This is a genomic window from Gemmatimonadaceae bacterium (assembly GCA_036003045.1).
In the GTDB taxonomy this organism is placed as follows: domain Bacteria; phylum Gemmatimonadota; class Gemmatimonadetes; order Gemmatimonadales; family Gemmatimonadaceae; genus JAQBQB01.
The window spans coordinates 40,095-65,877 of the sequence record DASYSS010000070.1; the positions used below are offsets into that span (position 1 = coordinate 40,095).

Genomic DNA, 25,783 nt, shown 5'->3' on the forward strand with positions numbered 1-25,783 from the left:
GACTCGGATGCCCTCTCCCACGAAGATCGGTCCGTTCCCGTACTTCCCGCTCGAGTTTACGAAGGACGGCGCGGTCAACAAGGACGACCAACTCGCGGCGCTGGTCGACGCGCTCACCAAGCCGACGGGAAACCAAGTCGTCACCGACCTGCTGGTGATCTCGCACGGCTGGAACGACGACATTCCGGAAGCCGAGGAGCTCTACACGACGATCGGCGACCGCATCTCGGCGGTCCTGCCCAAGCAGTCGCCGGCCTGCGCCACCGTGCGCGGCCGGAAAGTGATCGTGTGCGGGATTCTCTGGCCGTCGAAGAAGTTCGACGACAAGTCGCTGATCCCCGGCGGCGCCGCGTCGATGAGCGCCGGCGGGGCGAGCGTCGCCGACGCGACGGCGGCGGTGGATCTGCTCGCCTCATTCGTCGACACGCCCGATTCGAAGAAGGCGCTTGCCCGGGCGAAAGCGCTGGTCCCGTCGCTCGCGGATTCGCTCGAGGCGCGCGACGAGTTCGTGCGGATCGTTCGCGCGTTCATGCCGCACAGCGCGAACGACGAAGAGCCGGTCGTCGCCGACGATTTTTTCACCCTGGGCGGCGACGAGCTGCTGCGTCGGCTGAGCCGTCCGACGCCGGGCGCCGCGGGCGCGTCCGGGATGGGGGGGGCGGCCGGGCTCGGCGACTGGATCGGCAAGGCGGTCGACGGCGCGAAGAGTCTCGCGAATCTGGTGACCTATTACCAGATGAAAAACCGCGCGGGCGACATCGGCCAGGGCGGCGTACACGACGTCCTGCAGCGGATTCGCGGCCAGCGGCCGGCCGACGGCCCACAGGCGCTTCGTATTCATCTCGCCGGGCACAGCTTTGGTTGCCGCCTGGTGACGGCGGCGGCGGCCGGAGCGCCTGGCTCTACGCCGCTTCCGGTGAACTCGCTCACCCTGCTCCAGGCGGCGTTCTCGCATTTTGCATTCGCCGTTTCGTACGACGGAATGCACGACGGCTTCTATCGGCGCGTCGAGACTGATCCCGTTCGTGTTAGAGGTGTGACGGCGATCACTTTCACGGCGAAAGACAAAGCCGTCGGACTCGCGTACCCGCTGGCGTCGCGCATCGCGCGACAGATCGCGGCCGCGTTGGGCGACGCGAACGACCCGTACGGCGGACTCGGACGGAACGGCGCGCAGAAGACGCCGGGCGCACAGGCCGTCGCGCTTCAGGGCGTGAGCAGCCCGTACAGCTTCGTGCCTCGCGGGATCTACAATTTGGATTCCAACGCGATCATCGGCGGCCACTCGGATCTCGGCCATGACGAGGTGGCTTTCGCGTTGATCAGCGTCATCGCCGCCAGCTAGCCGAGCGCCGCTACTGGCGGACGATGGTGCTTCACGGAACTTTGGTACCGTTGACTGTGGCGGAACTCGGCGTCGACTAGCGATATTACTGCCGTGTCGGCCTAGCTGGGCCCCCCGCCTCAAAAAATTCCTCGAGGAGTTTCGTGGCCAAGCTCACCGAGACCGAGTGGATCTGGCACGACGGTGCGTTCATTCGGTGGCAGGACGCGACCATTCACGTCCTGGCGCATTCGCTTCAATTCGGATCCTCGGTGTTCGAAGGGATCCGCTGCTACGCGACTCCGCGCGGCCCGGCGATCTTCCGCCTCGAAGACCATCTCCAGCGCATGGTCGATTCATGCAAGATCTATCGCATGGATTTGTCGTACTCGATCGACGAGCTGGTCGCCGCGTGCTGTGAGCTGGTCGAACGCAACAACGTCGACTCGTGCTATCTCCGCCCGATGGTCGTACGCGGCTACGGGGCGGCGGGCATGGTGCCGTTCGACAGTCCGGTCGAGGTCTATCTCCCGTGTTGGCCCTGGGGCACGTACCTCGGACACGGCGCGCTCGAGAACGGAGTCGACGCATGCGTGACGAGCTGGCATCGCGTCGCGCCGAACACGATTCCGGCCATGGCGAAGGTGGCCGGCAACTACCTCGGCAGCCAGCTCGTGAAGATGGAGGCGCTGCGCAACGGGTTCGCCGAAGGGATCGCGCTCACGACCGACGGGCTGATCAGCGAAGGCTCGGGGCAGAACGTCTTCCTCGTCCACCGCGGCGCGCTCTACACGCCGACGATCAACGGCACACTGCTTCACGGCGTAACGCGATACAGCATCATTCAATTGGCGCGCGACATGGGTTTCGAGGTGCGCGAGCAAGAACTGCCGCGCGAGATGCTCTATACCTCTGACGAGGTCTTCCTTTGCGGTACCGCGTCTGAAGTCACACCGGTGCGCAGCGTGGATCGTATAGAGATTGGCAACGGCCGACGCGGGCCGATCACGACGCAAATTCAGCAGCGCTTTCTCGATATCGCGCGCGGGGCAGTCGACGATCCCTACGGTTGGCTGACCTACGTCCGCGCCGAGCGAGAAAGCGGACGAGCGGTGGAAACCTGAGCGACGAATCGCAAGGCCCGCGACTCGACTGGCGGCGCTTTCTCGCGTCGCGGGAACCGCCTGCGCCGCCGACCGAACCGGAGCCGCTCGTTCCGGATCTCTCCGAGCTGGAATCGCGTTACGAGATCATCTCGGAGGTCCGCAGCACGAGCGACTCGATTTCGTATCTCGCGCGTCATCGCACGATCAACCGCGAGGTGACGATCGACATCGTGCGCGCGCCGTGGGGGCAGGCCGCCAGCCTGATGATGCAGCTCCAGGCGGACGCGCGGCGCGAGTCCGCCATGCGACATCCGAACGTCGTGCCGGTGCTCGAGGGACGGCAAATCGCGCGCGACACGTTCGCGACCGTGCGGCCCCGCGTGCGCGGCGCGACGCTGGAAGAACTGCTCTCCTCGCAGGAGATGGTCGACACGATCTCGCCCGACCGTCTCGCGTCGATCTTCGAGCAGCTGAACGCGGCCCTCGACTGGGGCTGGGCGAACGGGATCGTGCATCGCAAGGTCACGCCGGCCGGTCTCGTGTTCCAGCAGGGGAGCGGGCGCGCGTTGTTCACCTTCGAGCCGCAGCTCGACGCCATCGACGTCCCGACCAACCTCGCCGACGACGCGCGCACGATCGGTCGTCTCGCGTGGACGATGCTCGCCGGTTTCCCGTTCGGCTCGGCCGGGATGACGCTCCTCGCCGAAGTTCGCCCGGATCTGCCGAGGCGCGTCATCGAAGCCGTGGACGCGCTCTCGCACTACAGCCACGATGACGACACTCCGGACATCGACGGCTTCATCGCCGTCCTTCGATCGTTGGCGGGACCGACGACGCCGGTGCGCGCGCGAATCGCGCCCCCGATCGCGCCGGAGCCGGTGGAGACGGGCGAGACGGACGAGTACATCGTCCTCAAGCAGCCGTCGTTCTTCGGCCGCCGATTCGTCGCGACCGTCGCGGTCGCCGCGGCCGTGGTGACGGCGGCATTCATCATTCTCCGGCATGGTGGAACCGATCCGACGACGATCGCCGCCGCCCTGGATAGCGCGGGCCTCGCCTCCGGCGATCTCGCGCTCAAGAAGATCGACAGCGCGGCGGGAGCGGACACGACGGCGGATACTTCGCGGTCGCCCGCGAGCGCGGCGACCGCAAAAACGACATCCGCTTCTCCAGAGCGTGTGACGCGGCTCGCCGCGAGTCATCCGCTCAACTCGACCGTCACCGACGTCACGAAGACGGGTGGATCGAACGACCTGTGCGGCTCGGCTGATGCCGCCGACCAGAAGGCCTGTCTGCGGGCCTCCCTGGAGCAGGGTGACAACCAGGTCAACGACACTTACAAGCTCGTGATCGCCGGCCTACGCAAACAGGCGAAGGTGTCCGACGACGCGCCCGACCCGCCGTCCGTGGAGCGAGTGCGGGACGCCCAGCGCAAATGGCTCCAGACGCGCGACGAGGTGTGCCACAACGTCGGCGCGAAGGTGCGTTACGCGCGGGACCGCGCGGCATGCTACAACAGCAAGTCGGCGCTTCGGCTTCAGGAGCTACAGTCGATGCTCGACTCGTTGCCGCAAACGCATTCAACGCCGCCGGCGGGCGATGAGCGGCAACCGATCACCGCCGCCCGTCGCTGAGCCTCGGCTACGGCGTCTTCACCTCGACGCCGGCGTCCTTCAGCGCCTTGAGCAGAGCAGGCAGCTGATCGGTCGAGACCTTCTTCACACGATCGCCCTGCTTGTCCAAATCCGCCGGCAGCGTCTGCAACAGTCGCTTTTGCTCCGGGTTCGGATTGAAGGTGGCGTTGAGCAGCTCGGTCGTCGTGCCGAGTCGCGCCTGAATGTTCTCTGGAGCAACGGGTCCGGTCGGGTTCTGATCCTGGTCGCTCGCCGTGCCGGCGGCTCCCGCGCCCGCAGGAGCCGCGGCTCCGCCCGCGGCCGGCGCATTCGCGGTGCCGGCTTGTTGAGGCGCAGCGCCTCCGCCGGAGCCACGACCGCCGCCGCGACCACCACGTCCACCACCGCCAGCGCCACCTGCGGCGAGCGCGCCGCCGCCGACCGCTCCGCCTCGACCGGCACCACCACGGCCGCCGCCTGCCGCGCCCATCTCGCGCGTGATGTCAGCGAGCTCCTTCTCGACCGCGGCGATTTGCGTCTTCAGCTCGGGCGTCACCTTCGTGCCCGCCGAATCCGCGGCCCGTTTCGCGGCGGCGAGTGTGCGCTCCGCCGTGTCGAGCTGGGCTTGTCGGTCGCGTAGATCGCGCTGGAGCTTTACGACGCCAAGGCGGAACGCGTAGAGCTGCTTCAACTCGTTGTCGCTGAGGATCACCATCGGGTCTTTCGTCAGAGCGAACGATTGATCGAGCGTCGTGGGCGCGCCTTCTGCCGGCACGATCGACAGACGCGCGATGTAGCGGCCCGGCAGAGCGGGGAACGTCCCATCCGCACCGCCGCGCCCTCCGCCGAATCCACCGCCCCCGCCCCCGCCCCCGCCACCGCGTCCGGTCGAATCCGCGGCAGCGCCGCCGCCCGGACCGCCACGTCCGCCGCGACCGGCGGAATCAGCCGCGCCACCGGCCGGCGCGCCGCCTCCGCCGCCACCAAAACCTCCGCGGCCGCCGCGGCCACCGCCTGCTGCGCGGCCGCCGTTCGCCAACGCGAGCGTGTCGATCGGGCCCGTGAGCGGCGGTCCGACTCGCATGTCCCACGAGATGCGATAGAGGCCCGGCTGTTTGTTCACAGGCAACGCGCGCACGGGCGCGCCGCTCTGATCGAGCACCGTGAGCGAGACCTTCGCGGACGGCGGCACGTTGTTGATCGTGTAGTCGATGTGCGGACCCGGCTCGGGGTTCTGTCCGGTGAAGCCGCGCGAGCCCATGCCCGAGCTGCGGCTGCCGTTCGGCTGGAAGAGCAGCGCGTCCTGTACCGGGAAGAGATACGCGACGCTCGCTTGCTTGGCCTGCGCGAGATTCTCGAGCGGCGAGAGGTCGTCGAGGATGAAGATGCCGCGGCCGTGCGTGCCGACGACCAGGTCGTTGGCCCGCGTTTGGATTTGCATGTCGTGAACGGGAACGCCGGGGATGCCGCTCTTCAGCTGGGTCCAGCGCGCGCCCCCGTCCACCGTGAAGTACGCGCCGAATTCCGTGCCGACGAACAGCAGATTCGGTTGGCGCGGATGCTCGCGGATCACTTGAACCGAGCCGCCATCCGGAAGGTTGCTCGTGATCGAGGTCCACGTCGTGCCGTAGTCGGTGCTCTTCACGACGTAGGGCTTGAAGTCGTTGCTGCGGTGACCGTCGAGCGTGGCGTAGATCGTTCCCTCGGCGGCGCTCGACCACACGACGCGGCTTACGAAGGTCGTCTCGGGGACGTTCGGGAACTTGTCCGTCTTCGTCCACGTCTTGCCGCCGTCGCGCGTCACCTGGATCAGGCCGTCGTCGGTGCCGACGGCGAGCAGGTCCTTCTTGAGCGGCGACTGGTCGATCGTCGAGATGTTGCTGAATTCCGCCGTTCCCTCGTTGCGGCCGAGGGCCGTCGAGTCGGGAACGCCGCCGCGCATCGGGAGCTTGTTGCGGTCGATGCCGCGCGTGAGGTCGGGGCTGATCTTCTCCCACGAGTCGCCGCGGTCGGTGCTCCGGAACACGAACTGCGCCGCCATGAACACGCTCTTCACGTCGTGCTTGCTCGGCAGAATCGGCGCGCTCCAGTTGAAGCGGAAACGCTCGCCCGGCTTCGGCGCGGGACGGATGTTCTTCGTCTGTCCGGTACGCGCGTCGTAGCGCACGACGCCGCCCTGCTGCGACTCGGCGTACACGAGATCACGGTCGAGCGGATCGGGCACCGCGTAAAAGCCGTCGCCGCCCGCCATACGGAACCAATCCGCGTTCGTCGGGCCGAAGGTCGTGCGGGTGCGGCTTGGGCCGCCCCACGTCTGATTGTCCTGCAATCCGCCGTAGACGTTGTAGAACGGCTGCGCGTCGTCCACCGCGATCGCGTAGAACTGTCCGGCGACGATGCTCTCATTGTGATCCCACGTGCGCCCGGCGTCGTACGTCGTGTACATGCCACCGTCGCCGCCGAGGATCATGTGTTCCGGATCGTCGTCGCTGATCCAGAGGGCGTGATGGTCGCTGTGCACGCCCCCCGCCGCGAACGGCGTGAGCGTCTTGCCCGCGTCCTTGGATTCACGCGACTGCGCGTTGAGCTGAATGACGTGATCCGGATTCGCCGGATCGCAGCGCACCTGGCTGTAGTACCACGCCGTGCCGTCCTGGTCGTTCATCTGCTTCCACGTCGCGCCGCCGTCCTCGCTGCGGTAGAGACCGGCGGCCGGCGGCTTCGCGTGGATCGTGGCGTACAGAGTGCTCGGCTTCGATTTGCAAACGCTAATCCCGATGCGCCCGATATCGCCGGTGGGAAGACCTTCCTTGAGCTGCGTCCACGTTCGGCCGGCGTCGGTCGTCTTGAAGATTCCCGTCTCGGGGCCGCCCGGGAGGAATCCGTACTCGCGGCGCTCGCGCTCGAGCGACGCCGCGTAGAGCACGTCGGGGTTCGACGGATCCATCGCGATCTCGGTGAACCCCGTGTACTTGCTGATTTCCTTGAGGTTCGTCCACGTCTTGCCGCCGTCGGTCGTCTTGAACAGACCGCGCTCGCCGCCCGGCGCCCAGAGGGGGCCGACCGCGGCGACGTAGACGACGTTCGCGTCGCGCGGGTCGATGACGATCTTGCCGATGTGTTGTGACGTCGGCAGCATCGCGGACGACCAGGTCTTTCCGGCGTCGGTCGACTTGTAGACGCCGGTGCCCCACGACGAGCTGCGCATGTTGTTCGCTTCGCCGGTGCCGACCCAGACGACGTTCGGATCGCTCGGCGCGACGGCGATCGCACCGACGGAGCCGGTGCGCACCGAATCGAAGACCGGCGCCCAATTCACGCCCGCGTTGATCGTTTTCCAGACTCCGCCTGTCGCCGCGGCCACGTAGATGACGGTGCCGATGCGGGCCCTCGACGCCTTCGGATCGACGACGACGGCGATGTCGGAGATTCGTCCCGACATGACCGCGGGACCGATCGAGCGAAAAACAAGCGACCGGGCGAGCACCGAATCCGGCGGCAGCGCGGCATCGCTGCGCACGGCGGTCAACGGAACCGCTCGGCCAGGCTGGTTGACGGTCGGGCGACCCTGGGCGCCGGCGAGTGAAGCGACGGCGGTCAGAAGGCTCGCCGCGCGGAGCGTGGACTGGAGTTGGCGCATCGTCTGTGCGGGGAAGGGAAAAGGACGCCTAATTCTACGCCCTGGGCCGTTGGCCCGCTGGCGAAGGAGGACCTCGAATCGCCAATCGCGCCCGCGGTTCTTAGTATTGGCCATGCTCTCTCCCTCGGCGCTGGGCAGCCGATATCGGGTGGATCACGAGCTCGGCCGAGGCGGGATGGCGGCCGTGTACGAGGCGGACGACGTCGCCCATCACCGTCACGTCGCGATCAAGGTGCTCGACTCGAGCGTCGGCGCGGCGCTCGGCGCCGAGCGGTTCCTGCGCGAGATCCAGGTTGCGGCCGGGCTTCAGCACCCCAACATCCTCCCGGTCTACGACTCGGGCGAGTCCGAGGCCGGCGGCCTGCTGTACTACGTCATGCCCGTCGTGCGCGGCGCGTCGCTGCGCGCGAAGCTCGAGCGGGAGCGACAGCTGCCGATCGACGACGCGGTGCGCATCGCGTCGCAAGTCGCCGCGGCGCTCGACTACGCCCACGAACGGGGAATCGTCCACCGCGACATCAAACCCGAAAACGTTCTTCTCGACGGCGATCACGCGTTCGTCGCCGACTTTGGTCTCGCGAAGTCGCTCGAAGCGGCGAACGATTCGTTGACCGCGACCGGAATCGCGCTTGGAACGCCGGCGTACATGAGTCCCGAGCAGGCGTCGGGCGAGCGCGTCGACGGCCGTACGGACGTCTACGCGCTCGGCTGCCTGCTCTACGAGATGCTCGCCGGCGAACCGCCGTTCACGGGTTCGTCGGCACAGGCCGTGATCGCGAAGCGGATGGCCGCGCCGGCGCCGAGCGTGCACGTGCTCAGAGACAACGTTCCGTCGAACGTCGAAGCGGCGGTCGCGCGGGCGCTGTCCCGGGCCGCGGCGGATCGCTTCGCGACCGCCGGGGAATTCGCCGGCGCCATCCTGGCGCCGCCGCGCGAGCAGGGCGCGCCCGGGATGTCCGCCCGCGCGAGGCGGCGTGCGACGACGATCGGCGTTGCGGCGGCGCTCGTGCTCGGCGCGACGGCGTTGTTGTCACGAATGTACTCGACGTTCATCGGACCGACGGCCAAAGCGCAATCGTCGCATCGCTGGCCCGGCACCGACGATTCGCTCGCGTATGATCTGTTCATGAAGGGCAAGGCGCAGGAGGTGCGCCGCAGCGAGCCCGCGATCGGCCGGTCCATCGATCTCTATCGCGCATCGATCGCGCGTGATTCGAACTTCGCAGGCGCGTGGGCTGGATTGGCGCGCGCCGTGCAATTCGCCCAGCTCTGGCGTTACCACATCGCGAGCGTACCGGTCGAGAGTCTCGTTCCGGTGATGGTTCGCTCGAGCGAGCGGGCGGTTGAACTGGATACGACCAGCGCGGAAGTGTGGCTTGCCCGCGCTCTCGCGCTGCGAGGCATCTCGCCGAGTACGCGGCGCGGGATGCTCGACGCGGTGCAGCGAGCCATCCGGATCGATTCGACCAAAGCAGATGCGTGGGTCGTGCTCGGCACCGTGTGGGCCGACAGTCTCGTGCCGCGGCGCGCGATCGAGGCGTATCGCCGCGCGATCGCGCTCAATCCGCGACAGACGAATGCCATGGGCTATTTGTCGCTCGTCTATTTATGGAACCACGACGTCGATTCCGCGCTGGTGTGGGCCGACAGCGGCACGAGGGTCGATCCATCCCAGATTTTCGTGCGCGGGGCGCTCGGCTTGACGCGGCGCGAGCGGCACGAGTGGGCGCTCGCGGCGACGGAATACGAGGCGATGCTCAACATCGGCACCGGGCCCGATCGTGTCGAGGGTTGGGCGGGCCTCGCCGAGCTTGCGTGGCGGCGCGGCGACCGGCACGCGGCCGACACACTTCTCACGCGTGCCATCGCCGGTGCCGACACGTTGCATCCGACGGTGCATGATGCCGTGTACCTGGCGTGGGGTTTTGCGTCGACCGGGCGCCGCGAAGCTGCCATTCGCCTGCTGCGCCGCTTCGATCCGCCCGGGGACTCACACTTCCAACAACACCTGGTGAGTGATCCCGTGCTCGACAGTCTCCGTTCCGATCCGCGTGTGGTCGCCCTGTTTCGCGAGAAGCCAGGGCGATCGTGACGCGCGTCGCCGCGGCTCGTTTGTCAACGACGTCCGACTTCGACATGATTCGACCATGACCGCTCCCGCTTCCACTCTTCGCACGTACGACGTCGGCGCGCGCTCGACCGACGTCTTCGGCCGCGTCCTCGTCAGCTCGCGCGACCACCATTTCATCGTCGACGGACCGGTGCAGAACGGTTGCCCGGGCGAGGAGATCACGCCCGTGGAGCTGTTTCTCACGGCGGTCGCGGCATGCGGCGTAGAGCTCGTCCACGTGATCGCGCGCGACACGAACGCCCCGCTCGATCGCGTCGCCGTGCGAATTCACGGCGAAGTCGATCGCACGAAGCAGGCGCGCACCGACCTCACCACGCTCAACGCCGTTCGCCTCGACTTCACGCTCTGGGGCACCGACGGCGCCAGCGCCGCGGCACTCGTCGAGGGCTTCAAGCGGCGGTGACCGCTGTACGGCACGGTCGCGGTCGCGACCCCCGACGTTCACGTGTCGTTCGAGCTCGGCGACAAAGCCGCGCGCTAGTCGCCGATCGGCTGCGATTGTCTCAGTTGAGGGGCAGCTCCCATACACGCGGGTCTTCTGTTCCGAGCACCCACACGGAGTATCCGCGCAGCTTGTACTTCCGCACGAGCTCGAGCTTGGCCGCGAACGCGCGCGCGTCTTCGATCCACACGTGCTCGAACACGCCCGCGTTGCTCCAGAAGGCGTACGACGACTTCTCACGGTCGTCCCACGTTGGCGTCAGATGGAACGTTCGGACCAGCGAATCGATCTTGGAGAACTCCGAGTCACCGGCCTTCGAGCGGGCGCCGTTCGCCGAGTCGTACGAGGCGAACCAATGGTCGGAGTAGGACGGAATGCCGAGCGAGATCTTCGAGGGAGGCACCCCCAGCGAGAGAACGTACTGCAGGCATTCCTCCATCCACGGATACCCGGCGACCGGGCCCGGCGGCGTGCCGCCAGTGTGCTGCGCGTACGTCATGTACGAGAGGAAGTCGAGCGACTCGGCGAGCGCCTTGTAGTCGTACGCGCCGCGCCAGTTCTCGAAGATCCATTTGTGATAGGCGCTCGGACCCGGATCTTCGCCGGTGCGCGGCACGACGGCCGCCGAGACCGAGCAGTTCGCCGCGTGGAGTCGCGCCACGGCGTCGCGGACGAAGCTTGTGAAGGCGTTCTTGTCCACGACGTTCACGTTCTCGATGTCGAACTGAATTCCGTCGAGGTGTTGGTCGCGGCACAACGCGACCAGGCTCTCGATCGCGCGCCGACGGACGGACGCGACGTTGAGGATTCGGTGAATGAGCGGCTGGTTGAATCCGGGGTTCACGACGAGCGGAACGAGCTTGACCCCGCGCGCGTGCGCGGTGTCCACCAAGCGCTTGTCGAGGTGCCCGTGGATCGCTCCCTGGTTGTCGAACGAAAACACTTGCGGCGAGACGATCGAGATGTGGCTCGCGTGGACGAGGAAGCTATCGGTGCTTCGTTCGGCGCCGGTGGAATACCAAAGCGCCTCGAGCTGCTGCGCCGGCAGACGGTGCGACGCCGCGAGCATCGCCAGGGAAAGCATGAATTTCTGCACGACTCAGAATACGATCGTCCCCGCCACCGGTCCACCGGTCCACCGGTCCACCGGTCCATCGGTCCACCGGTCTACCGGTCTACCGGTCTACCGGTCTACCGGTCTACCGGGATTAGTATTCGCGACGGATCCCCTGCGTGCGTCCGCCGCGAGCGCCCGTCGTGGCGTCGGCGCAATTCTCCTCCACCTCCGTCGGGAATGAATGAGCGGCTTCGATAACGCGCGCACGATCCTCAAGACGTTGCGCGACGCCAAGGCGTGGAAGCCCGCGTCCTTCGGCGCGCTGAGCGACGGGCTCGTCCACCGAAATCGAAATGCGCTGCTGGGGATATCCGAGCAGGAACATCTCGTCGCCGCCGCGGAGTGGTTGGCGCGCGCGCAAGACGCGCAGGCGGACGGCGGTGTTTCAGGGAGGTTCCTCGTCGGTCGTGGCTGGTCGTCGTCGTACCCCGAAACGACCGGATACATCGTTCCAACTTTTTTGGCGCTCGAGTCGGAAGCGGGAATGCGCGGCTACCGCGGCCGCGCGCAACGCTGCATCGAATTCCTGCTCGGCGTGCAGCTTCCGAGCGGCGCCTTCCCCGGCCTCGAGATCGCCGAGAATCGCGACAAACCCTCGATCTTCAACTCGGCGCAGATTCTCAACGGGCTCACGGGATGGCATCGCGCGACCGGGGATGACACGACGCTCGGCGCCGCGCGCCGTGTGGCCGACTGGCTGATCGACGCCCAAGACGACGACGGCGCGTGGCGAAAGCACCTCTACGGTTCGGGGAAGACGTACACGTACATGGCGCACGCCGCGTGTTGGATCGCCGAGTTCGGCGAGCATGTCGGCGACGCGCGCTACCTCGACGCCGCGCGCCGCCATCTCGAGTGGGTGCTGGCGCACGTCGACGACAGCACGGGTTGGATCGAGGACTGCGGCTTCGAGGGACCGCCGGGCACGCGCGACGCCGTCACGCACACGATCGCCTACACGATCTGGGGCGTGCTGTTCATGTCGCGGGTTCTCGGGCACGAGCGCGGAATGTCCGCGGCTCGGCGCGCGGCTCGCGCCGTCGCGCGCCGGGTCGGCATCTCGAAGTGGCTCCCTGGGCGGCTCGACGCGCAGTGGAAGGGAACGACGACCTACGCCTGCCTTACCGGCAACGCGCAGATGGCGCTCATCTGGCTCGAGCTTCACCGCCTCGAGAGCGACCCCGCGTTGGTGAGCGCCGCCTTCACCGTGCTCGATTTGGTCAAGCGCGCGCAGCTCATGCGCTCGAGCGAGCCCGGTCTTCGTGGCGGCGTCGGCGGTTCGGACCCGTTGTGGGGCGGCTACATCCATCTCGCCGTACCGAATTGGGCCGCGAAGTTCTTCATCGACGCGCTGCTCGCGAAGCGACGCACGCTCGCGGGCATGACGGATCTTCCGGTACGAGGCCACGACACCGCGACCGACGTTCCGACGGGCCTGCCGCGCGCGTTGCCATCCGCGGTGCACGCCTCCGGCGGCGCTCAACGTCCGCGCGTCGTTCTACTCGCCGACGAGCACGGACACAAAGTCGAGCAGTTTCTCGATGCGTGGTCGAGTTGGGGATTTCGTCCGGATGGCGTCGTCGTGCGCCGCCTTCCGGAGCCGTCGACGCTCGAGCGCATGCGCACGCACGTGCGCGATCGCGGTCTAGTGAGCGTCGCCCGCCGCGTGCTCGGGGTCAGAACGAGCGAGCGGTCGAACGGCTCGAGCTCCGCAATGCGGGCGAGCACGGGTCGCACCGCGGGGACGGTTGGTACCCATTCAGGCACGCCGGTATCGGCCTTTTGCGCGGCGCGGGGCATTCCGACCGTCATCGTGGAATCGCGCGACGACCCGGCCGACGTCGAGCGCGTTCGATCGCTGCGTCCCGACCTGTTCGTGTACGCGGGCTACGGGATTCTTCGCGCGCGCATGCTGAGCGTCGCGCCCCTCGGAACGCTGAACGCGCACATGGGAATCTTGCCGCCAATTCGCGGCATGAACGCGACCGAGTGGAGCGCGTTCACCGGGACGCCCGTCGGCTGCACGATTCATTTGATCGACACGGGCATCGACACGGGCGACGTCATCCTCGTCGAGCAGGTCGACTCCGCGGGAGCGGACAGCATCGGCGAATTGCGCGACCGCGTTGACTTGGCGCAGGTCGACGCGCTCGGCCGAGTCGTGCGGTGGGTGCTCGAGCACGGGAAACTCCCGCCAACGTACGCGCAACGCGCGGACGAGGGGCGTCAGTACTTCCCGATGCACCCCGAATTGCGCGAGTTGCTCGAGGTCCATCTCGCGGGTCACCGGGTCACCGGGCACCGGGATACGGGAACCGCGTGACCCGGCGTCCTAGCGTACGCCGTTCCGGTATCCCGGTGCCCGGTTTTCCGGTCACCCGGTCGTCCCATCGAGATTCCGCGTAACGACGTAGAAGTTCGGATCCACGGCGAGCGTGTCGACGTGCGGCATGGTCTTCCACGCTTCCGTCGGATGAATCAGCACGCCGTTCGCGCGCACCGGCATCGCGAAGCCAGGTACCACTTCCGCCCATCGGTACGCGGTGCCCCCCGTCGTCTGCTTGTATTCGAGAACTGGAACCTTGGGCGTCGTCAGGTACTGCTCGAAGACCGGCTTGAGATTCAGGCCCGATGCCTGGATCATGTAGTCCTCGATCTGCTGTCCCATCACTGTTTGGTGCCGGAACCGGGACTGGATGCCGCGCAAGATCGAGCGCCACTTCTCGTCGTCGGCCACGAGCTGGCGAATCGTGTGCAACATGCTTCCACCCTTGTAGTACATGTCGCCCGACCCTTCCGAGTTCACGCCGTAGGTGCCGATGATCGGCCCGTCGTTCCGGATGTTGCGGCGGCTCCCGATGATGTACTGCGCGCCGGCTTCTTTCCCATCCTTGCATTCGGCGTACAGTCCCTCGGCGTAGTTCGCGAAGCCTTCGTGGATCCACTCGTCGGCCGCGTCTTTCACCGTGATGCTGTTCCCCCACCACTCGTGCGCGCTCTCGTGCACGATGATGAAGTCCCACGTCAGTCCTTCACCGGTGCCCGATAGATCGCGTCCGCTGTAGCCGTTCTTGAACTTGTTGCCGTAGGCTACGCCGCTCTGGTGCTCCATGCCCAGATGCGGCGCCTCGATCAGCTTGTAGCCGTCCTTGTACCACGGGTACGGGCCGAACCAGTGCTCGAAGCAGGCGAGCATCGACTTCGCCTGCTGGAACTGCACCTTGGCGGTGTCGGCGTGGTAGGAGAGCGGCCAGAAGTCGAGCGTGAGCGGGCCGCTCTCCCCGTTGAACGTGTCGCTCCAGTGCGCGTACTGACCCGCGTTCACTTCCACGTCGTAATTGTTGATCGGCTCCGTGACGAACCACTCGTACGTCGTCGTGCCGTCCGGATTGTGCCTCGTCGCCCGCAGACGGCCGTTCGAGACGTCCATCATCGAGTCCGGCACCGTGATCGCGATCCGCTGGCTGTCCGGTTCATCGGCCAGGTAATCTTTGTTCGGCCACCACACGCTCGCGCCGAGTCCTTCGTTCGCCGTCGCGACCCAACGCCGGCCGAGGCTGTCCTGCTGCCAGATGAAGCCGCCGTCCCAGGGCGGACGCATCGCCGCGCGCGGTTTGCCGTGGTAGAAAACCGTCACTGTGCCCGACGCACCCGCGGGCAGCAATGGAACCGCCGCGAAGAATGCGTTGCCGTCGCGGCGGTACGTGACGCGTTTGCCGCTCTGCACCATGCTGTCCACCTCGAGCGGCATCTGGAGATCGATCTGCATCTCGGGGGGGCTCGCCGGCTTGAGGACGCGATAGGTGATGGCGTTCCAGCCGCGAATGCTGCTGTCGGAAGGACTCACGGCGACGTGCAAATCGTAGAACGTCGCATCCCACCAGGCCCGCCCGGGTCCATCGCTCCCACGAAGCGTGTCGGCGTGCGTGAAGGGGCGCGGCCGACGCTGTGCGGCCGCCCGTCCGGCGAACGCGGTGGAGAGCAGCGTGAGTATGACCAATGAGCGTGCGAGTGATCGCATCTATCGAAAGTAGAGGTTCAGGTAGGTCGGTTCCGGCGGCTGCCCGTCGCGGCGTTTGACCGCTTTCGAGCCGGGGACTACGTTCGACGAGACCATACCCCAATGCCACCACAACGATGAATCCGAATCTTCGCTGGCGCCACGCCGGCTCCACGATCCTGTCGGCGGTGGTCCTGGCGGCCGCGTCGGCATCGGCCTCGGCGCAGAAGGCGCTTCCGCCGCTCAAGGTCATCGACCCGGCCTACATGAACCGCAACGCGAAGGCCTGCGTCGATTTCTTCGATTTCGCCAACGGCGCGTGGTTCGCTCACGACACGATTCCGGCGGCCTACTCGTCGTCGGGCGTCGGCCGAGACATGGGCGACCGGAACGAGCTGGCGGTGCGCTCGGTGCTCGACGACGCGATGTCGAAGCGTGCCTCACTCCCGGCACAGAACACGACGAAGAAGCTCGGCACGTTCTACGCGACGTGCATGGACTCGGCGGCGGCCGAGCGCGACGGGTTCAATCCCGTCAAACCGATCCTCGTTTCTATCGACTCGATCAAGACGCGGCCGCAGCTGATCGCGACGATCGGTCACATGCAGATGGGCGGCGCGGACGTCGGGTTCGCGTACTACGCGCAGGTCGACGTGCACGACGCCTCCCGCTACATCGCCGGCTTCGACGCCGGCGGGCTCGGCTTGCCCGACCGCGATTACTACACGAAGACCGACAAGTCGTCCGACTCGACGCGCACGTTCTACGTCGACCATATCACGAAGATGCTGACGCTGGCGGGCGAGGATGCCACGACGGCTCGCGCCGATGCCCGTAAGATCCTCGCGCTGGAGACGGAGATGGCCAAGGCGTCGCTCACCCGGGTCGAACGGCGCGATCCCGCCGCGACCGACCACGTGATGACGATGGCAAAATTCCACGACACCGCTCCGAACGTCGATTGGGCGGCGTATCTGAAAGGAGTCGGTGTCACGGTTCCGGTCGGTAAGGTGAACGTGGCCGAGCCCGCGTTCTTGAAGCGGGTCGACGCCCTCATCACGAACACGCCGCTCGACGACTGGAAGGCGTACCTGCGCTACCACGCGCTTTCGAGCTCGGCGTCGTACCTCAGCAAACCGTTCGTCGACGAGAACTTCAAGTTCAACGCGCACTTCAGCGGCGCGAAGGAACTGCTGCCGCGCTGGAAGCGTTGCGCCCGCACGACGGATGCTTTGATCGGCGAGGCGCTGGGACAGGCGTACATCGCGAAAACGTTCTCGCCCCAAGCACGTGCCCGCGCGCGCGCGGTCATCGACGACATCCGCGCGGCGTTCGGCGAGCGCGTGAAGAAGCTCGATTGGATGTCCGACGCGACCAAGAAGCAAGCGCTCGACAAACTGGCCAAGATGCACGAGAAAGTCGGCTACCCCGACAAGTGGCGCGATTACTCCGCGCTCGAGACGACCGACGGGCCGTTCGTCGTCAACGTCGTGCGCGCGAACGCGTTCGAGTGGAAGCGGACGGCGAATCGGCCGGGCGGCGCGGTGGACACGACGGAATGGGGAATCACCGTTCCGACCGTCAACGCGTTCTACGATCCCACCAAGAACGAGATGGTGTTCCCGGCCGGCGCGCTCGTGCCGCAGACCTTCGACCCGAACGCCGACGACGCGGCCAACTATGGAGCCTTGGGTGGGAGCTGGGCCGGTCATGAGCTCACGCACGGATTCGACGACGAAGGCCGTCACTACGACGCGCAGGGCAACCTGCGCGATTGGTGGACGCCGACCGACTCACTCAAGTTCACGAAGGAAGCGCAGAAAGTGATCGATCAGTTCAACGGCTACATCCAGATCGACACGATCCACGTGAACGGCAAGCTGACGGAGGGCGAAAACATCGCCGACCTCGGCGGCATCCTCACGGGATACGACGCGCTGCAGCGCGCGTTACAGCGAAACGGCCGGCCGAAGCAGCTCATCGACGGATTCACGCCCGAGCAACGGTTCTTCATCGCGTACGCGCAAAGCTGGCGCACGCACAACCGCCCCGAAACGATGCGCACGCGCGCGGTCGTCGATCCGCACGCCCCGGAGCGTTGGCGCGACAACGGCCCGCTCTCCAACTTCCCCGCCTTTGCCGCTGCGTTCGGATGCAAGCCGGGTGATCCGATGGTGCGGTCCGCCAACGTCGTCCCACATCTCTGGTAACAGGCCATGGGCACCAAGGACGCGCGCGTCGACGCGTACATCGCCAAGGCGCCCGACTACGCCAAACCGATCCTCGAGTATCTGCGAGCGACCGTGCACGAAGTCGTGCCCGACGTGACCGAGGGCATCAAATGGCAGTCCCCGCACTTCGACTACAAGGGAATGTTCTGCGGGATGTCGGCGTTCAAGAAGTACTGCGTCTTCGGATTCTGGAAGTCGCCGCTCGTCCTCGGCGATGAGTTCAAGAGTGAACGTCCGACCGATCAGCTCGGACGCATCGCTAGGCTCGCCGACCTGCCGCCGAAGAAGCAGCTCGTCGGCTATCTGAAAAAGGCGAAGGAACTCAACGACACGGGGGCGAAGGTCGAGCGCAAACCGCCGAAACGGAAAACACCGCTTCGCACACCGGCCTTCCTCACAGCCGCGCTGAAGAAGAACCAGAGAGCGGCGGCGGCCTACGACGCCTTTTCTCCGAGCCACAGACGCGAGTACGTCGAATGGCTGACCGAGGCGAAGACCGATGCGACGCGCAACAAGCGTCTGGCGCAGGCGATCGAATGGATGGCCGAAGGAAAAGCGAGGAACTGGAAGTACATGAGATGAGCGGCGCGCGCGAAAGCGGAGGAGGCCTGTCGCGGCGCGCGTTCGTGAGAGTTGCCGCGACCGCCACCGTCGCCGCGTGCGTGCGGACTCGCGAAGAGGTGGGACCGATGGCCAACAACCGGCCGCGGCCCACGCCGTCGCAGCTCGACTGGCAGCGCGACGAGCTGTCGATGTTCCTCCACTTCGGCGTCAACACGTTCAGCGATCGCGAATGGGGCGACGGCCGCGAGGAACCGCGTTCATTCGCGCCGACGTCGCTCGACGCCAAACAATGGGCACGCGTCGCGCGCGACGCCGGCTTCCGCGCGATGATCCTCACGGCCAAGCACCACGACGGCTTCTGCCTCTGGCCGACCGCGACGACGAGGCATTCGGTCGCGTCGAGTCCCTTCCGCAACGGCCGCGGCGACGTCGTGCGTGAATTCGTCGACGCGTGCCGCGCCGAGGAGCTCAAGCCCGGCCTCTATCTCTCGCCGTGGGATCGCAACAACCCGGCGTACGGCGACTCCGCTCGATACAACACGCTCTACATCGATCAGCTCACGGAGCTGCTGACGCACTACGGACAGATCGCCGAAGTGTGGTTCGACGGGGCGAACGGCGAGGGGCCGAACGGGAAGAAGCAGGTCTATGACTGGCGGCGCGTGTGGTCCACCGTACGGCGGCTGCAGCCGAACGCGGTCATGTTCTCCGACGCCGGACCCGACGTGCGCTGGTGCGGCAACGAGCGTGGTGTGGCCGGCGAGCCCAATTGGTCGACCGTGAATCCTTCAGTCGTCACGTTTCCCGGCGCCGACGGCCCCGGCATCATCGACTCGCTCCAGCACGGTGATCCACTCGGCACAGTCTGGCGCCCGGCCGAGGTGGACGTTTCGATTCGCCCCGGCTGGTTCCATCACGCGAGCGAGGATTCTCGCGTGCGCTCCGTCGACGAGCTGATGAACCTTTACTTCACGTCGGTCGGCCGGAACGGAAAACTGCTGCTCAACGTTCCGCCCACGCGCGACGGACTGCTGCATCCGACCGACGTCGCTCGCCTACGCGAGTTCCGCGAGCAGCGCGACGCACGCTTCGCCGAAGACCTCGCGCGCGCGCGGCGGCACGAGTGGCGTGTGACCGGCGATCGCACCGCGCGCCTCGAGATCGACCTCGCCGAGCCCGTGACCGTGAGCGTCGCCCGTCTCGCCGAGAACGTCGCCCGCGGCCAACGAGTGGCACGATACAATCTCGAGGGCGCGGAGGCGGAGGGCGACGCGTGGCACAACCTGTCGAGCGGCACGACCATTGGCTACACGAAGCTCGACCGCTTTCCCCCGACCCGCCTGCGCCGCATCCGCCTCACGATCGAAGACGCGGTCGCGACGCCCGAGGCCGTGACGGTCAAGCTATTCGGCTAGACGGGTCGGGTCATTGTTGGCGCTCAGAAAACCAGCCACGGTCTCGACGGCATTCATCGCGATCGCCTCCGCCCGATCGACCCATTCGCGGAAGGTCGCCGTTACTTCGGGACGCACCGGCTCGAGCAGTCGCGAAAGCGCGAACGTCGTATCGGCCAACCCGATGCCGGTTCGCTCGGCGTCGCAAGCATTGAGGAACTGCTCGAAGTGATTCTCGACCGGGATCATGAGCACTTGCTTGCCGAGGTACGCGGCCTCACTCACTGATTCGAAGCCGGCTGTGCAGGCGACGCCGCGCGCTGACGCCATCAGGCGCAAGAACTGTTCGCCGTGGATCTTGTGGAACGTGAGGTGCGAGTCGACGCGTTCCTCGTCGGGTGCGCCGGGCTTGTCGTAGAAACAGTGCACTGGCACTTCGGGGTGCTCCTGGTGCCAGTTGACGATGTCGCCCGCGTAGCCGGCGTTGAGCAGGTAGACGAGGAGATGGCCGTCGAACGAGTCCGCGCGCTGCTCGAAGAGCTGGCGGCGAAGAATCGGGGGGCACACGAACAGTCGTCGATTCGGCAGATCGGGCGCCTTGTAGAACGACAGCGCCAACTTCGCCGACCGCGTCCCGGTCAGCGCGACGTACGCGCCCATCCCGATGCGATCCAGCGATCGCTTGCGGTCCTGCACGAACGCCGGATGGTCCAGCATGAACTGGTGGCCGACGGCGAGCACCGGCACGCGATGCCGCCGCGCGGCGTTGTACACGCCGAGCAGCGGCTCGAGAAAATTGACGATCAGGTCGGGCTGAACGCTCGTCACCCTTTCGTGGATCGCGCGAAGGCTGCGGCGAAAGGTCGGAGCGTTGGCCAGGGCGTTGGTGGCCGTGCGGAGGAGGGAAATGCCGCGACCATTGGGCACGGCGAACCCGGGACTTTGGATTGCCTGGACGCGGCCCGCAAAGGCTTCCTCAAAGAACGCCGGCAGGCTCCGGTTCGGGTTGGACCCGACGAGGACGGCGGCGACGTGATGGCCGCGCCGCTGCAGCATCTCCTGCATCGCGATCGCCTGCGTCATGTGGCCGCGACCTTCGCCCTGCACCGTGAACATCACTTTCATGGAATCGAATGAGGCTGATGTTGCCGTCGAAATCCTCGACCAGCGCCGTGCAGTTCTCGACCCAATCCCCGCAATTCATGTATACCATGTCACCGACCTGTCGGATTTCCGGCCGGTGGATGTGCCCGCAAATGACCCCCGCCATTCCACTCTTGCGGCCGAACTGAAGCATGGTGTCTTCGTAGTCGGTCACGTACTTCACCGCGCGCTTCGCCCGCAGCTTGATATATGAAGCGAACGACCAGTATCCGAAACCGAAGCTCCGGCGAATCCGGTTGATCCAGACGTTCAGGTCGAGAATCTTGTCGTAGAGCACCGTCCCGACGCGCTCGAGCACGCGGTTGAAGTGGACTAGCCCGTCGAACTGATGGCCGTGGATGACGAGGTACTGCTTTCCGTTCGCGGCGGTGTGCACGGCGCGCTCGACGAGCCGCACCGTGCCGAACGGGATTCCGAAGAACTTTTCCAGAAACTCGTCGTGATTCCCCGTAATGAACGTGACATGGGTGTGTTTGCGATTCTTGCGCAGCAGTTTCTGGATCAGCGTGTTGTGCTCGTCGTTCCAGAACCATTTGCGGCGGAGCTGCCACCCATCAACGAAATCGCCCACGATGTAGAGGTGGGCGGATTCGGTGTCGCGGAGAAATTCGAGCAGTTTGCCGACCTGGGCGTGTTTCGTGCCCAGGTGAACGTCGGATATCCAAATCGCGCGATAGTTCATAGACGGTTGTCGCGGGTCGCAGGATGAGCCCCACGATATTATCACAACTGGAATCCCGCCGCGGCACCGACATCGGCCAATCGTCACGCGATCGACGCAGAACCGTCACAAACGGCGGCTCCGGGCGCTTTCCAGACGCGCCGATTGACGCTGGCCGTCGATACACCGCTCGACGAGCTCGGAGCATCGAGATCGAAGACGCCGATGCCTTCCTCGCCGCCAGCGGAGACGCGCCAGGATTTCCCGCGCGGTGATCGATCGACGCCGTCAACGCGCGACGATGCCTTGACATGACACCCGTGGCGACCCTAGTTTGCTCTAGGCCTTGAGCAAATAGGCCAGTCGTCCTCCCTCGAATTGGTTCGTTCGCCATGCCCGACACCGCCGCACGCGATCTCTTTCCCGGCGCGCTGGAGATGATGGTGCTCCGCTTGCTGAAACAGGAGCCGATGCACGGCTACGCTTTGGTGCAACGCATCCAGCAAGCGTCCCGCAACCTGCTGCAGGTCGAAGAAGGCTCGCTCTATCCGGCGCTTCAGCGTCTGCTCAAGGACGGTCTGGTGAGCGCCGAGTGGGGGGTGTCGTCCACCAATCGGCGTGTTCGCATCTACTCGCTCACACGCGCCGGAACGAAGCATCTCGCCAACGAGATCTCGAGTTTCGCCCGCATGTTTCAGGGCATCAATCTCATCCTCGCGCTGGAGGATCGATGAGCCTCTTCGACCGACTCTTCCGACGGCGGCAGGTGTACGACGACCTGTCCGATGAGGTTCGCTCGCACCTCGAAGAGCGGATCGATGCTCTCATGGCGCAGGGGATGTCGCGCGCGGACGCCGCGTCGGCCGCCCGCCGCGCGTTCGGCAACGTGACGAACGTCGTCGAACAGGGCCGCGACGTGTGGCAGTGGCCGACCGCCGAGTCGGTCGCGATGGACGCGCGCTACGCGCTCCGCCAACTACGCCGGGCTCCGGTGCTCTCGGCGACGATCGTTCTCACGCTGGCGATCGGCATCGCGGCGACGACGACCGTCTTCAGCTGGGCGCGGTCGGTGCTCCTCAATCCGCTCCCCGGCGCGAACGACGCCGGCCGCGTCATGGCGCTCGAGACGACGACGTCGTCGGGCAGTTGGACGCCGACGTCGTGGCTCGACTACCGTGATTTTCGACGCTACCTCAAGTCTTTCGATGGACTGGCTGCCGCGTATCCGATGGGCGTCGCGCTCGGCGACGGGACGCGTGCCGAGCGGCATCCCGCGGAGCTCGTGTCCGCCAACTTCTTCGATGTGATGGGCGTCGCGCCGGCGCTCGGTCGGACGTTTCCGCCGGGCGACTACGCCGGCAGCCAGCCGACGATCGTCATCGGCTACAATCTTTGGAAGACGCGCTTCCAAGGCGACTCGTCGATCCGCGGACGCGTGGTGCAAGTCAACGGATTTCCGTTCTCTATCATCGGCGTCGCGCCACCAGGTTTTCACGGATCCATGCCGGGCGAAGAAGTCGACCTGTGGGTACCAGCCGGCATGCTCGGTCAGATCGTGCCGACAGGCTCGTGGTGGCTCGACGATCGCGGCACGAGAACTTTTCGGGTGTTCGCTCGCCTCTCCGACGGTGTGACGTTTGACGCCGCGCGCGCCGAGGTCGAGTCGTTCGCTACGCGCATGGCGAAAGCCAACGGCGACGTCAGCAAGGGCATGGGCGGACGCCTGATGCCCGTGTGGCAATCACATTGGGGTCTGCAAGATGCGCTGCGAGCGCCGATCGGCGTGCTGCTCGCGGCATGCGGGCTCGTGATGCTCATCGTCTGCGCGAACGGCGCCAACCTGCTCCTCGCGCGCGCGACCGGTCGTCGACGGGAGCTCACGTTGCGAATGGCGCTCGGGGCTCCACGCACGCGTTTGTTGCGCCAATTGTTGACGGAAGCGTCCGTGCTCGCGCTGAGCGGGGCCGCGCTCGGCCTGCTCTGCACGTTTTGGCTGTCACGGTCGCTTCGATTCCTTTTGCCGTCGTTCTCGTCGCGCGCGGTGCTCGCGCCGCACGTGGACGGTCAGGTCCTCGCGCTCGCCATCGCGCTCGCCGCCGTCGTGACGATACTCGCCGGCATCGCGCCGGCGGTGTTGGGGTCGCGTGAGAATGCGGCAGAGGCATTCGCCGAGGGCGGTCGTGGCTCGGTCGGCGGGACACGCACGGCGCGGATGCGCGCGGCGTTCGTCGTTGCGGAGATGGCGCTCGCGGTGGTCGCGCTGGTCGGCGCCGGCGTCTTCTACGACGCCTTCCGACAAGCGCGCGCGCTGTCGCCCGGTTTTTCGGCCAAGCAGGTCGCGATGGGTTCGGTGAGCATCACGTTGGCCGGCTACGATTCGGCGCACGGCGACGCATTTCTGCGTGACGTGAGTGAGCGGCTGGCGCGCGCGCCGGGCGTCACGGCGGCGAGCTACACCGACTACGTGCCGCTCAGCCTCGGCTCCGGATCGTGGGAAGATCTGCGCGTCGAGGGCTACACTCCCGAGCCGAGCGAGAACATGAAGCTGTTTCGCGCCGCGATCGGCCCCGACTACTTCAAGACGCTCGGTATTCCGTTGATCGCGGGTCGTGATTTTACCGCGGACGACGACTCCGCGCACACCGCGGTGATGATCGTCAACGAAGCGTTCGTTCGGCGATTCATGCACGATCACGCCGCACTCGGTGTGCGCGTGCATGGGTGGGGGCGATGGTTCACCATCGTCGGTGTCGCGCATGATTCCAAGAACTACCGGGTGACCGAGCCACCGACTCCGTTCTTCTTCGTTCCTGTCCGGCAGGTCTTTCGGCCGGAGAATGGCTACACGTTCCTCGTGCGAACCGCCGGCTCGGTCGACGAGGCGGTCAGGTCGATTTCACAGGCCGTGAAATCGGTGGACCCGAGCGTGCCCACGTTCCGCACGATGCCGCTGGCCGACTACATCGAAGGGCCGCTCAAGAGTCAGGAGACCGCCACGCAACTCCTGGGGATACTGGCGGTGGTCGCGTCGCTGCTCGCGGCGATCGGCCTTTACGGCGTGCTCGCGTACATGGTCGCGCAGCGCACGAAGGAGATCGGAGTGCGCATCGCTCTCGGGGCGCAAACGGCGGACGTGCTGCGAATGGTGGGCGTCCAGGTTGCCGCGCTGCTCCTGGTGGGACTAGCCGTTGGCCTCGCCGTGGGAGCGGGCGCCGTGCGCGTCCTCGCCGCGACAGTCGGTTCGCTCGGCACGGTTCACACGACGGTGTTCGCGTTCGCGGCCGCGGTGATGACGATCGTCGCCGTGATGGCGAGCGGCATTCCCGCGCGCCGCTCGACGAGAATCGATCCGGTCATCGCGCTGCGCGGTGATTGAGCCCCCAACGGACGATCAGAGAATCCTGAGAGGAGTTTTTTTACCTATGTAAGGCTAACCCTGACTGACTTTTTCCTCGATCAGACGGAACATTGGTCCAGGGAAGTCTTGCCGCCCGACCCTTGCTGCGTGGGGAGGTGATGTGCCGGACAGCGTCGAAGCTCGAGATGTTCCCCCCCGACCAGAGCCGTCCGCCATCGAACGCCGAGGCTTCATGCGCATCGTCAGTGGCGCCGGTGCGGCCATCATCGGCGTCCTGGTCGGCGTGCCGGTGCTCGGCTCATTCATTTCGCCGGTTCTCCAGACGAAGAAAACGCAGGACTGGATCAAGGTCGCCGACGATACGGCGACGCTCGACATCGGCGTTCCGATTCGCGTCGACTTCGTCGTGTCGCAGGACGACGCGTGGATCGAGAGCCGTGCGCTCATGAGCGTGTGGCTCTACACCGAAGACGGCGACACGTTCAAGGCGTACAATGGACACTGTACGCACTTGGGCTGCGGGTACATGCTCGCTCCCGACAAGAAGACGTTCGCGTGTCCGTGCCATCGTGGTCAGTTCGACGTGAAGACGGGAGCGGTGCTGGCCGGCCCGCCCCCGCGCCCGCTCGACGAGCTCGAGGTCCAGATTCGTGACGCCGCGGTCTACGTCCGATATCGCGACTTCCGGCTTGGCGTCCCCGAACGTGTGGAAGCCTGAGGGTGAACGGGCTCACGCGCTGGATCGACGAACGCATCGATCTGGCCGGCATCAAACGCGATCTCCTCGACCGCAAGATGCCCGGCGGCCTCACCTGGTGGCATACGCTCGGCAGCGCGACGCTAACGGTGTTCCTCGTTCAGGTCGCGACGGGCATCGCGCTGGCGATGTGGTACTCGCCCCCGGCAGCGGCACGTTCTCGGCCGCCGCCGAGCTTGGACCGCGGTCCTATACGACGCGTCCGGATTCGCTGTCGCTCGGCAAGTTTCAGGAATATCGCGATCTCAAGGGAAACGACAGGTCGTCGGTGCTTCTCGAGC

General features: G+C 66.3%; 17 protein-coding genes. 12 read left to right on the forward strand and 5 right to left on the reverse strand.

Annotated features, from left to right (window positions below; genetic code table 11):
• The first annotated feature begins 7 nt into the window (after window positions 1–7).
• From VGQ44_17000 to VGQ44_17010, 3 genes are all read left to right on the forward strand, one after another.
• The gene (locus tag VGQ44_17000; GenBank protein HEV8448532.1) at window positions 8–1,345 is read left to right on the forward strand and encodes a hypothetical protein; all 1,338 of its coding nucleotides are present in this window, start codon (window positions 8–10) and stop codon (window positions 1,343–1,345) included.
• A gap of 143 nt (window positions 1,346–1,488) precedes the next feature.
• A complete protein-coding gene (locus VGQ44_17005; protein ID HEV8448533.1) occupies window positions 1,489–2,448 on the forward strand; it encodes a branched-chain amino acid transaminase in 960 nt (319 codons plus the stop codon).
• Window positions 2,394–4,064, forward strand: a complete 1,671-nt coding sequence (locus VGQ44_17010; protein ID HEV8448534.1) for a lysozyme inhibitor LprI family protein — start codon at window positions 2,394–2,396, stop codon at window positions 4,062–4,064. The genes VGQ44_17005 and VGQ44_17010 overlap by 55 nt, the downstream gene beginning before the upstream one ends.
• 7 nt (window positions 4,065–4,071) lie before the next feature.
• Here the strand turns inward: VGQ44_17010 and VGQ44_17015 are convergent, their stop codons facing one another.
• A complete protein-coding gene (locus tag VGQ44_17015) occupies window positions 4,072–7,683 on the reverse strand; it encodes a hypothetical protein (GenBank protein HEV8448535.1) in 3,612 nt (1,203 codons plus the stop codon).
• Between the two features lie 112 nt (window positions 7,684–7,795).
• On the opposite strand from VGQ44_17015, the gene VGQ44_17020 reads away from it, so the two are divergent.
• Both VGQ44_17020 and VGQ44_17025 read left to right on the forward strand, forming a co-directional pair.
• Window positions 7,796–9,775, forward strand: a complete 1,980-nt coding sequence (locus tag VGQ44_17020; protein ID HEV8448536.1) for a protein kinase — start codon at window positions 7,796–7,798, stop codon at window positions 9,773–9,775.
• A 55-nt stretch (window positions 9,776–9,830) separates the two neighbouring features.
• Complete coding sequence (locus tag VGQ44_17025; GenBank protein ID HEV8448537.1) at window positions 9,831–10,217, forward strand: OsmC family protein; 387 nt, start codon at window positions 9,831–9,833, stop codon at window positions 10,215–10,217.
• A 100-nt stretch (window positions 10,218–10,317) separates the two neighbouring features.
• Here the strand turns inward: VGQ44_17025 and VGQ44_17030 are convergent, their stop codons facing one another.
• A complete protein-coding gene (locus VGQ44_17030; GenBank protein ID HEV8448538.1) occupies window positions 10,318–11,352 on the reverse strand; it encodes a glycosyl hydrolase family 18 protein in 1,035 nt (344 codons plus the stop codon).
• Window positions 11,353–11,554: 202 nt separating this feature from the next.
• Between VGQ44_17030 and VGQ44_17035 the strand changes: the two genes are divergently transcribed.
• Window positions 11,555–13,696, forward strand: coding sequence for a formyltransferase family protein (locus VGQ44_17035; protein HEV8448539.1), 2,142 nt, complete (start codon window positions 11,555–11,557; stop codon window positions 13,694–13,696).
• 51 nt (window positions 13,697–13,747) lie between these two features.
• Here the strand turns inward: VGQ44_17035 and VGQ44_17040 are convergent, their stop codons facing one another.
• Window positions 13,748–15,394, reverse strand: coding sequence for a M1 family metallopeptidase (locus tag VGQ44_17040; protein ID HEV8448540.1), 1,647 nt, complete (start codon window positions 15,392–15,394; stop codon window positions 13,748–13,750).
• Window positions 15,395–15,510: 116 nt separating this feature from the next.
• On the opposite strand from VGQ44_17040, the gene VGQ44_17045 reads away from it, so the two are divergent.
• From VGQ44_17045 to VGQ44_17055, 3 genes are read left to right on the forward strand one after another with little or no spacing between them, the layout of a single operon-like run.
• Window positions 15,511–17,583: a M13 family metallopeptidase gene (locus VGQ44_17045; GenBank protein ID HEV8448541.1), complete on the forward strand. Its 2,073-nt coding sequence runs from the start codon at window positions 15,511–15,513 to the stop codon at window positions 17,581–17,583.
• A 6-nt stretch (window positions 17,584–17,589) separates the two neighbouring features.
• Window positions 17,590–18,186, forward strand: coding sequence for a YdeI/OmpD-associated family protein (locus VGQ44_17050; protein HEV8448542.1), 597 nt, complete (start codon window positions 17,590–17,592; stop codon window positions 18,184–18,186).
• Window positions 18,183–19,583 carry an alpha-L-fucosidase gene (locus VGQ44_17055; protein ID HEV8448543.1) on the forward strand — a complete coding sequence of 467 codons (1,401 nt, stop codon included), beginning with the start codon at window positions 18,183–18,185 and terminating at the stop codon, window positions 19,581–19,583. The genes VGQ44_17050 and VGQ44_17055 overlap by 4 nt, the downstream gene beginning before the upstream one ends.
• Here the strand turns inward: VGQ44_17055 and VGQ44_17060 are convergent.
• Complete coding sequence (locus VGQ44_17060) at window positions 19,572–20,645, reverse strand: glycosyltransferase family protein (protein ID HEV8448544.1); 1,074 nt, start codon at window positions 20,643–20,645, stop codon at window positions 19,572–19,574. The genes VGQ44_17055 and VGQ44_17060 overlap by 12 nt on opposite strands.
• Window positions 20,539–21,408 carry a UDP-2,3-diacylglucosamine diphosphatase gene (locus tag VGQ44_17065; protein HEV8448545.1) on the reverse strand — a complete coding sequence of 290 codons (870 nt, stop codon included), beginning with the start codon at window positions 21,406–21,408 and terminating at the stop codon, window positions 20,539–20,541. The genes VGQ44_17060 and VGQ44_17065 overlap by 107 nt, the downstream gene beginning before the upstream one ends.
• A gap of 371 nt (window positions 21,409–21,779) precedes the next feature.
• Here VGQ44_17065 and VGQ44_17070 point away from each other — a divergent pair, with 371 nt between their 5' ends.
• The 3 genes from VGQ44_17070 (at window position 21,780) to VGQ44_17080 (ending at window position 25,463) form a co-directional block, all read left to right on the forward strand.
• Window positions 21,780–22,121, forward strand: a complete 342-nt coding sequence (locus VGQ44_17070) for a PadR family transcriptional regulator (protein ID HEV8448546.1) — start codon at window positions 21,780–21,782, stop codon at window positions 22,119–22,121.
• Window positions 22,118–24,763 (forward strand): ABC transporter permease, encoded by a 2,646-nt coding sequence (locus tag VGQ44_17075; GenBank protein HEV8448547.1) that lies wholly within the window; start codon window positions 22,118–22,120, stop codon window positions 24,761–24,763. Before VGQ44_17070 ends, VGQ44_17075 begins: the two co-directional genes overlap by 4 nt.
• A 214-nt stretch (window positions 24,764–24,977) precedes the next feature.
• Window positions 24,978–25,463 (forward strand): Rieske (2Fe-2S) protein, encoded by a 486-nt coding sequence (locus tag VGQ44_17080; GenBank protein ID HEV8448548.1) that lies wholly within the window; start codon window positions 24,978–24,980, stop codon window positions 25,461–25,463.
• The last annotated feature ends 320 nt before the right edge of the window (window positions 25,464–25,783 follow it).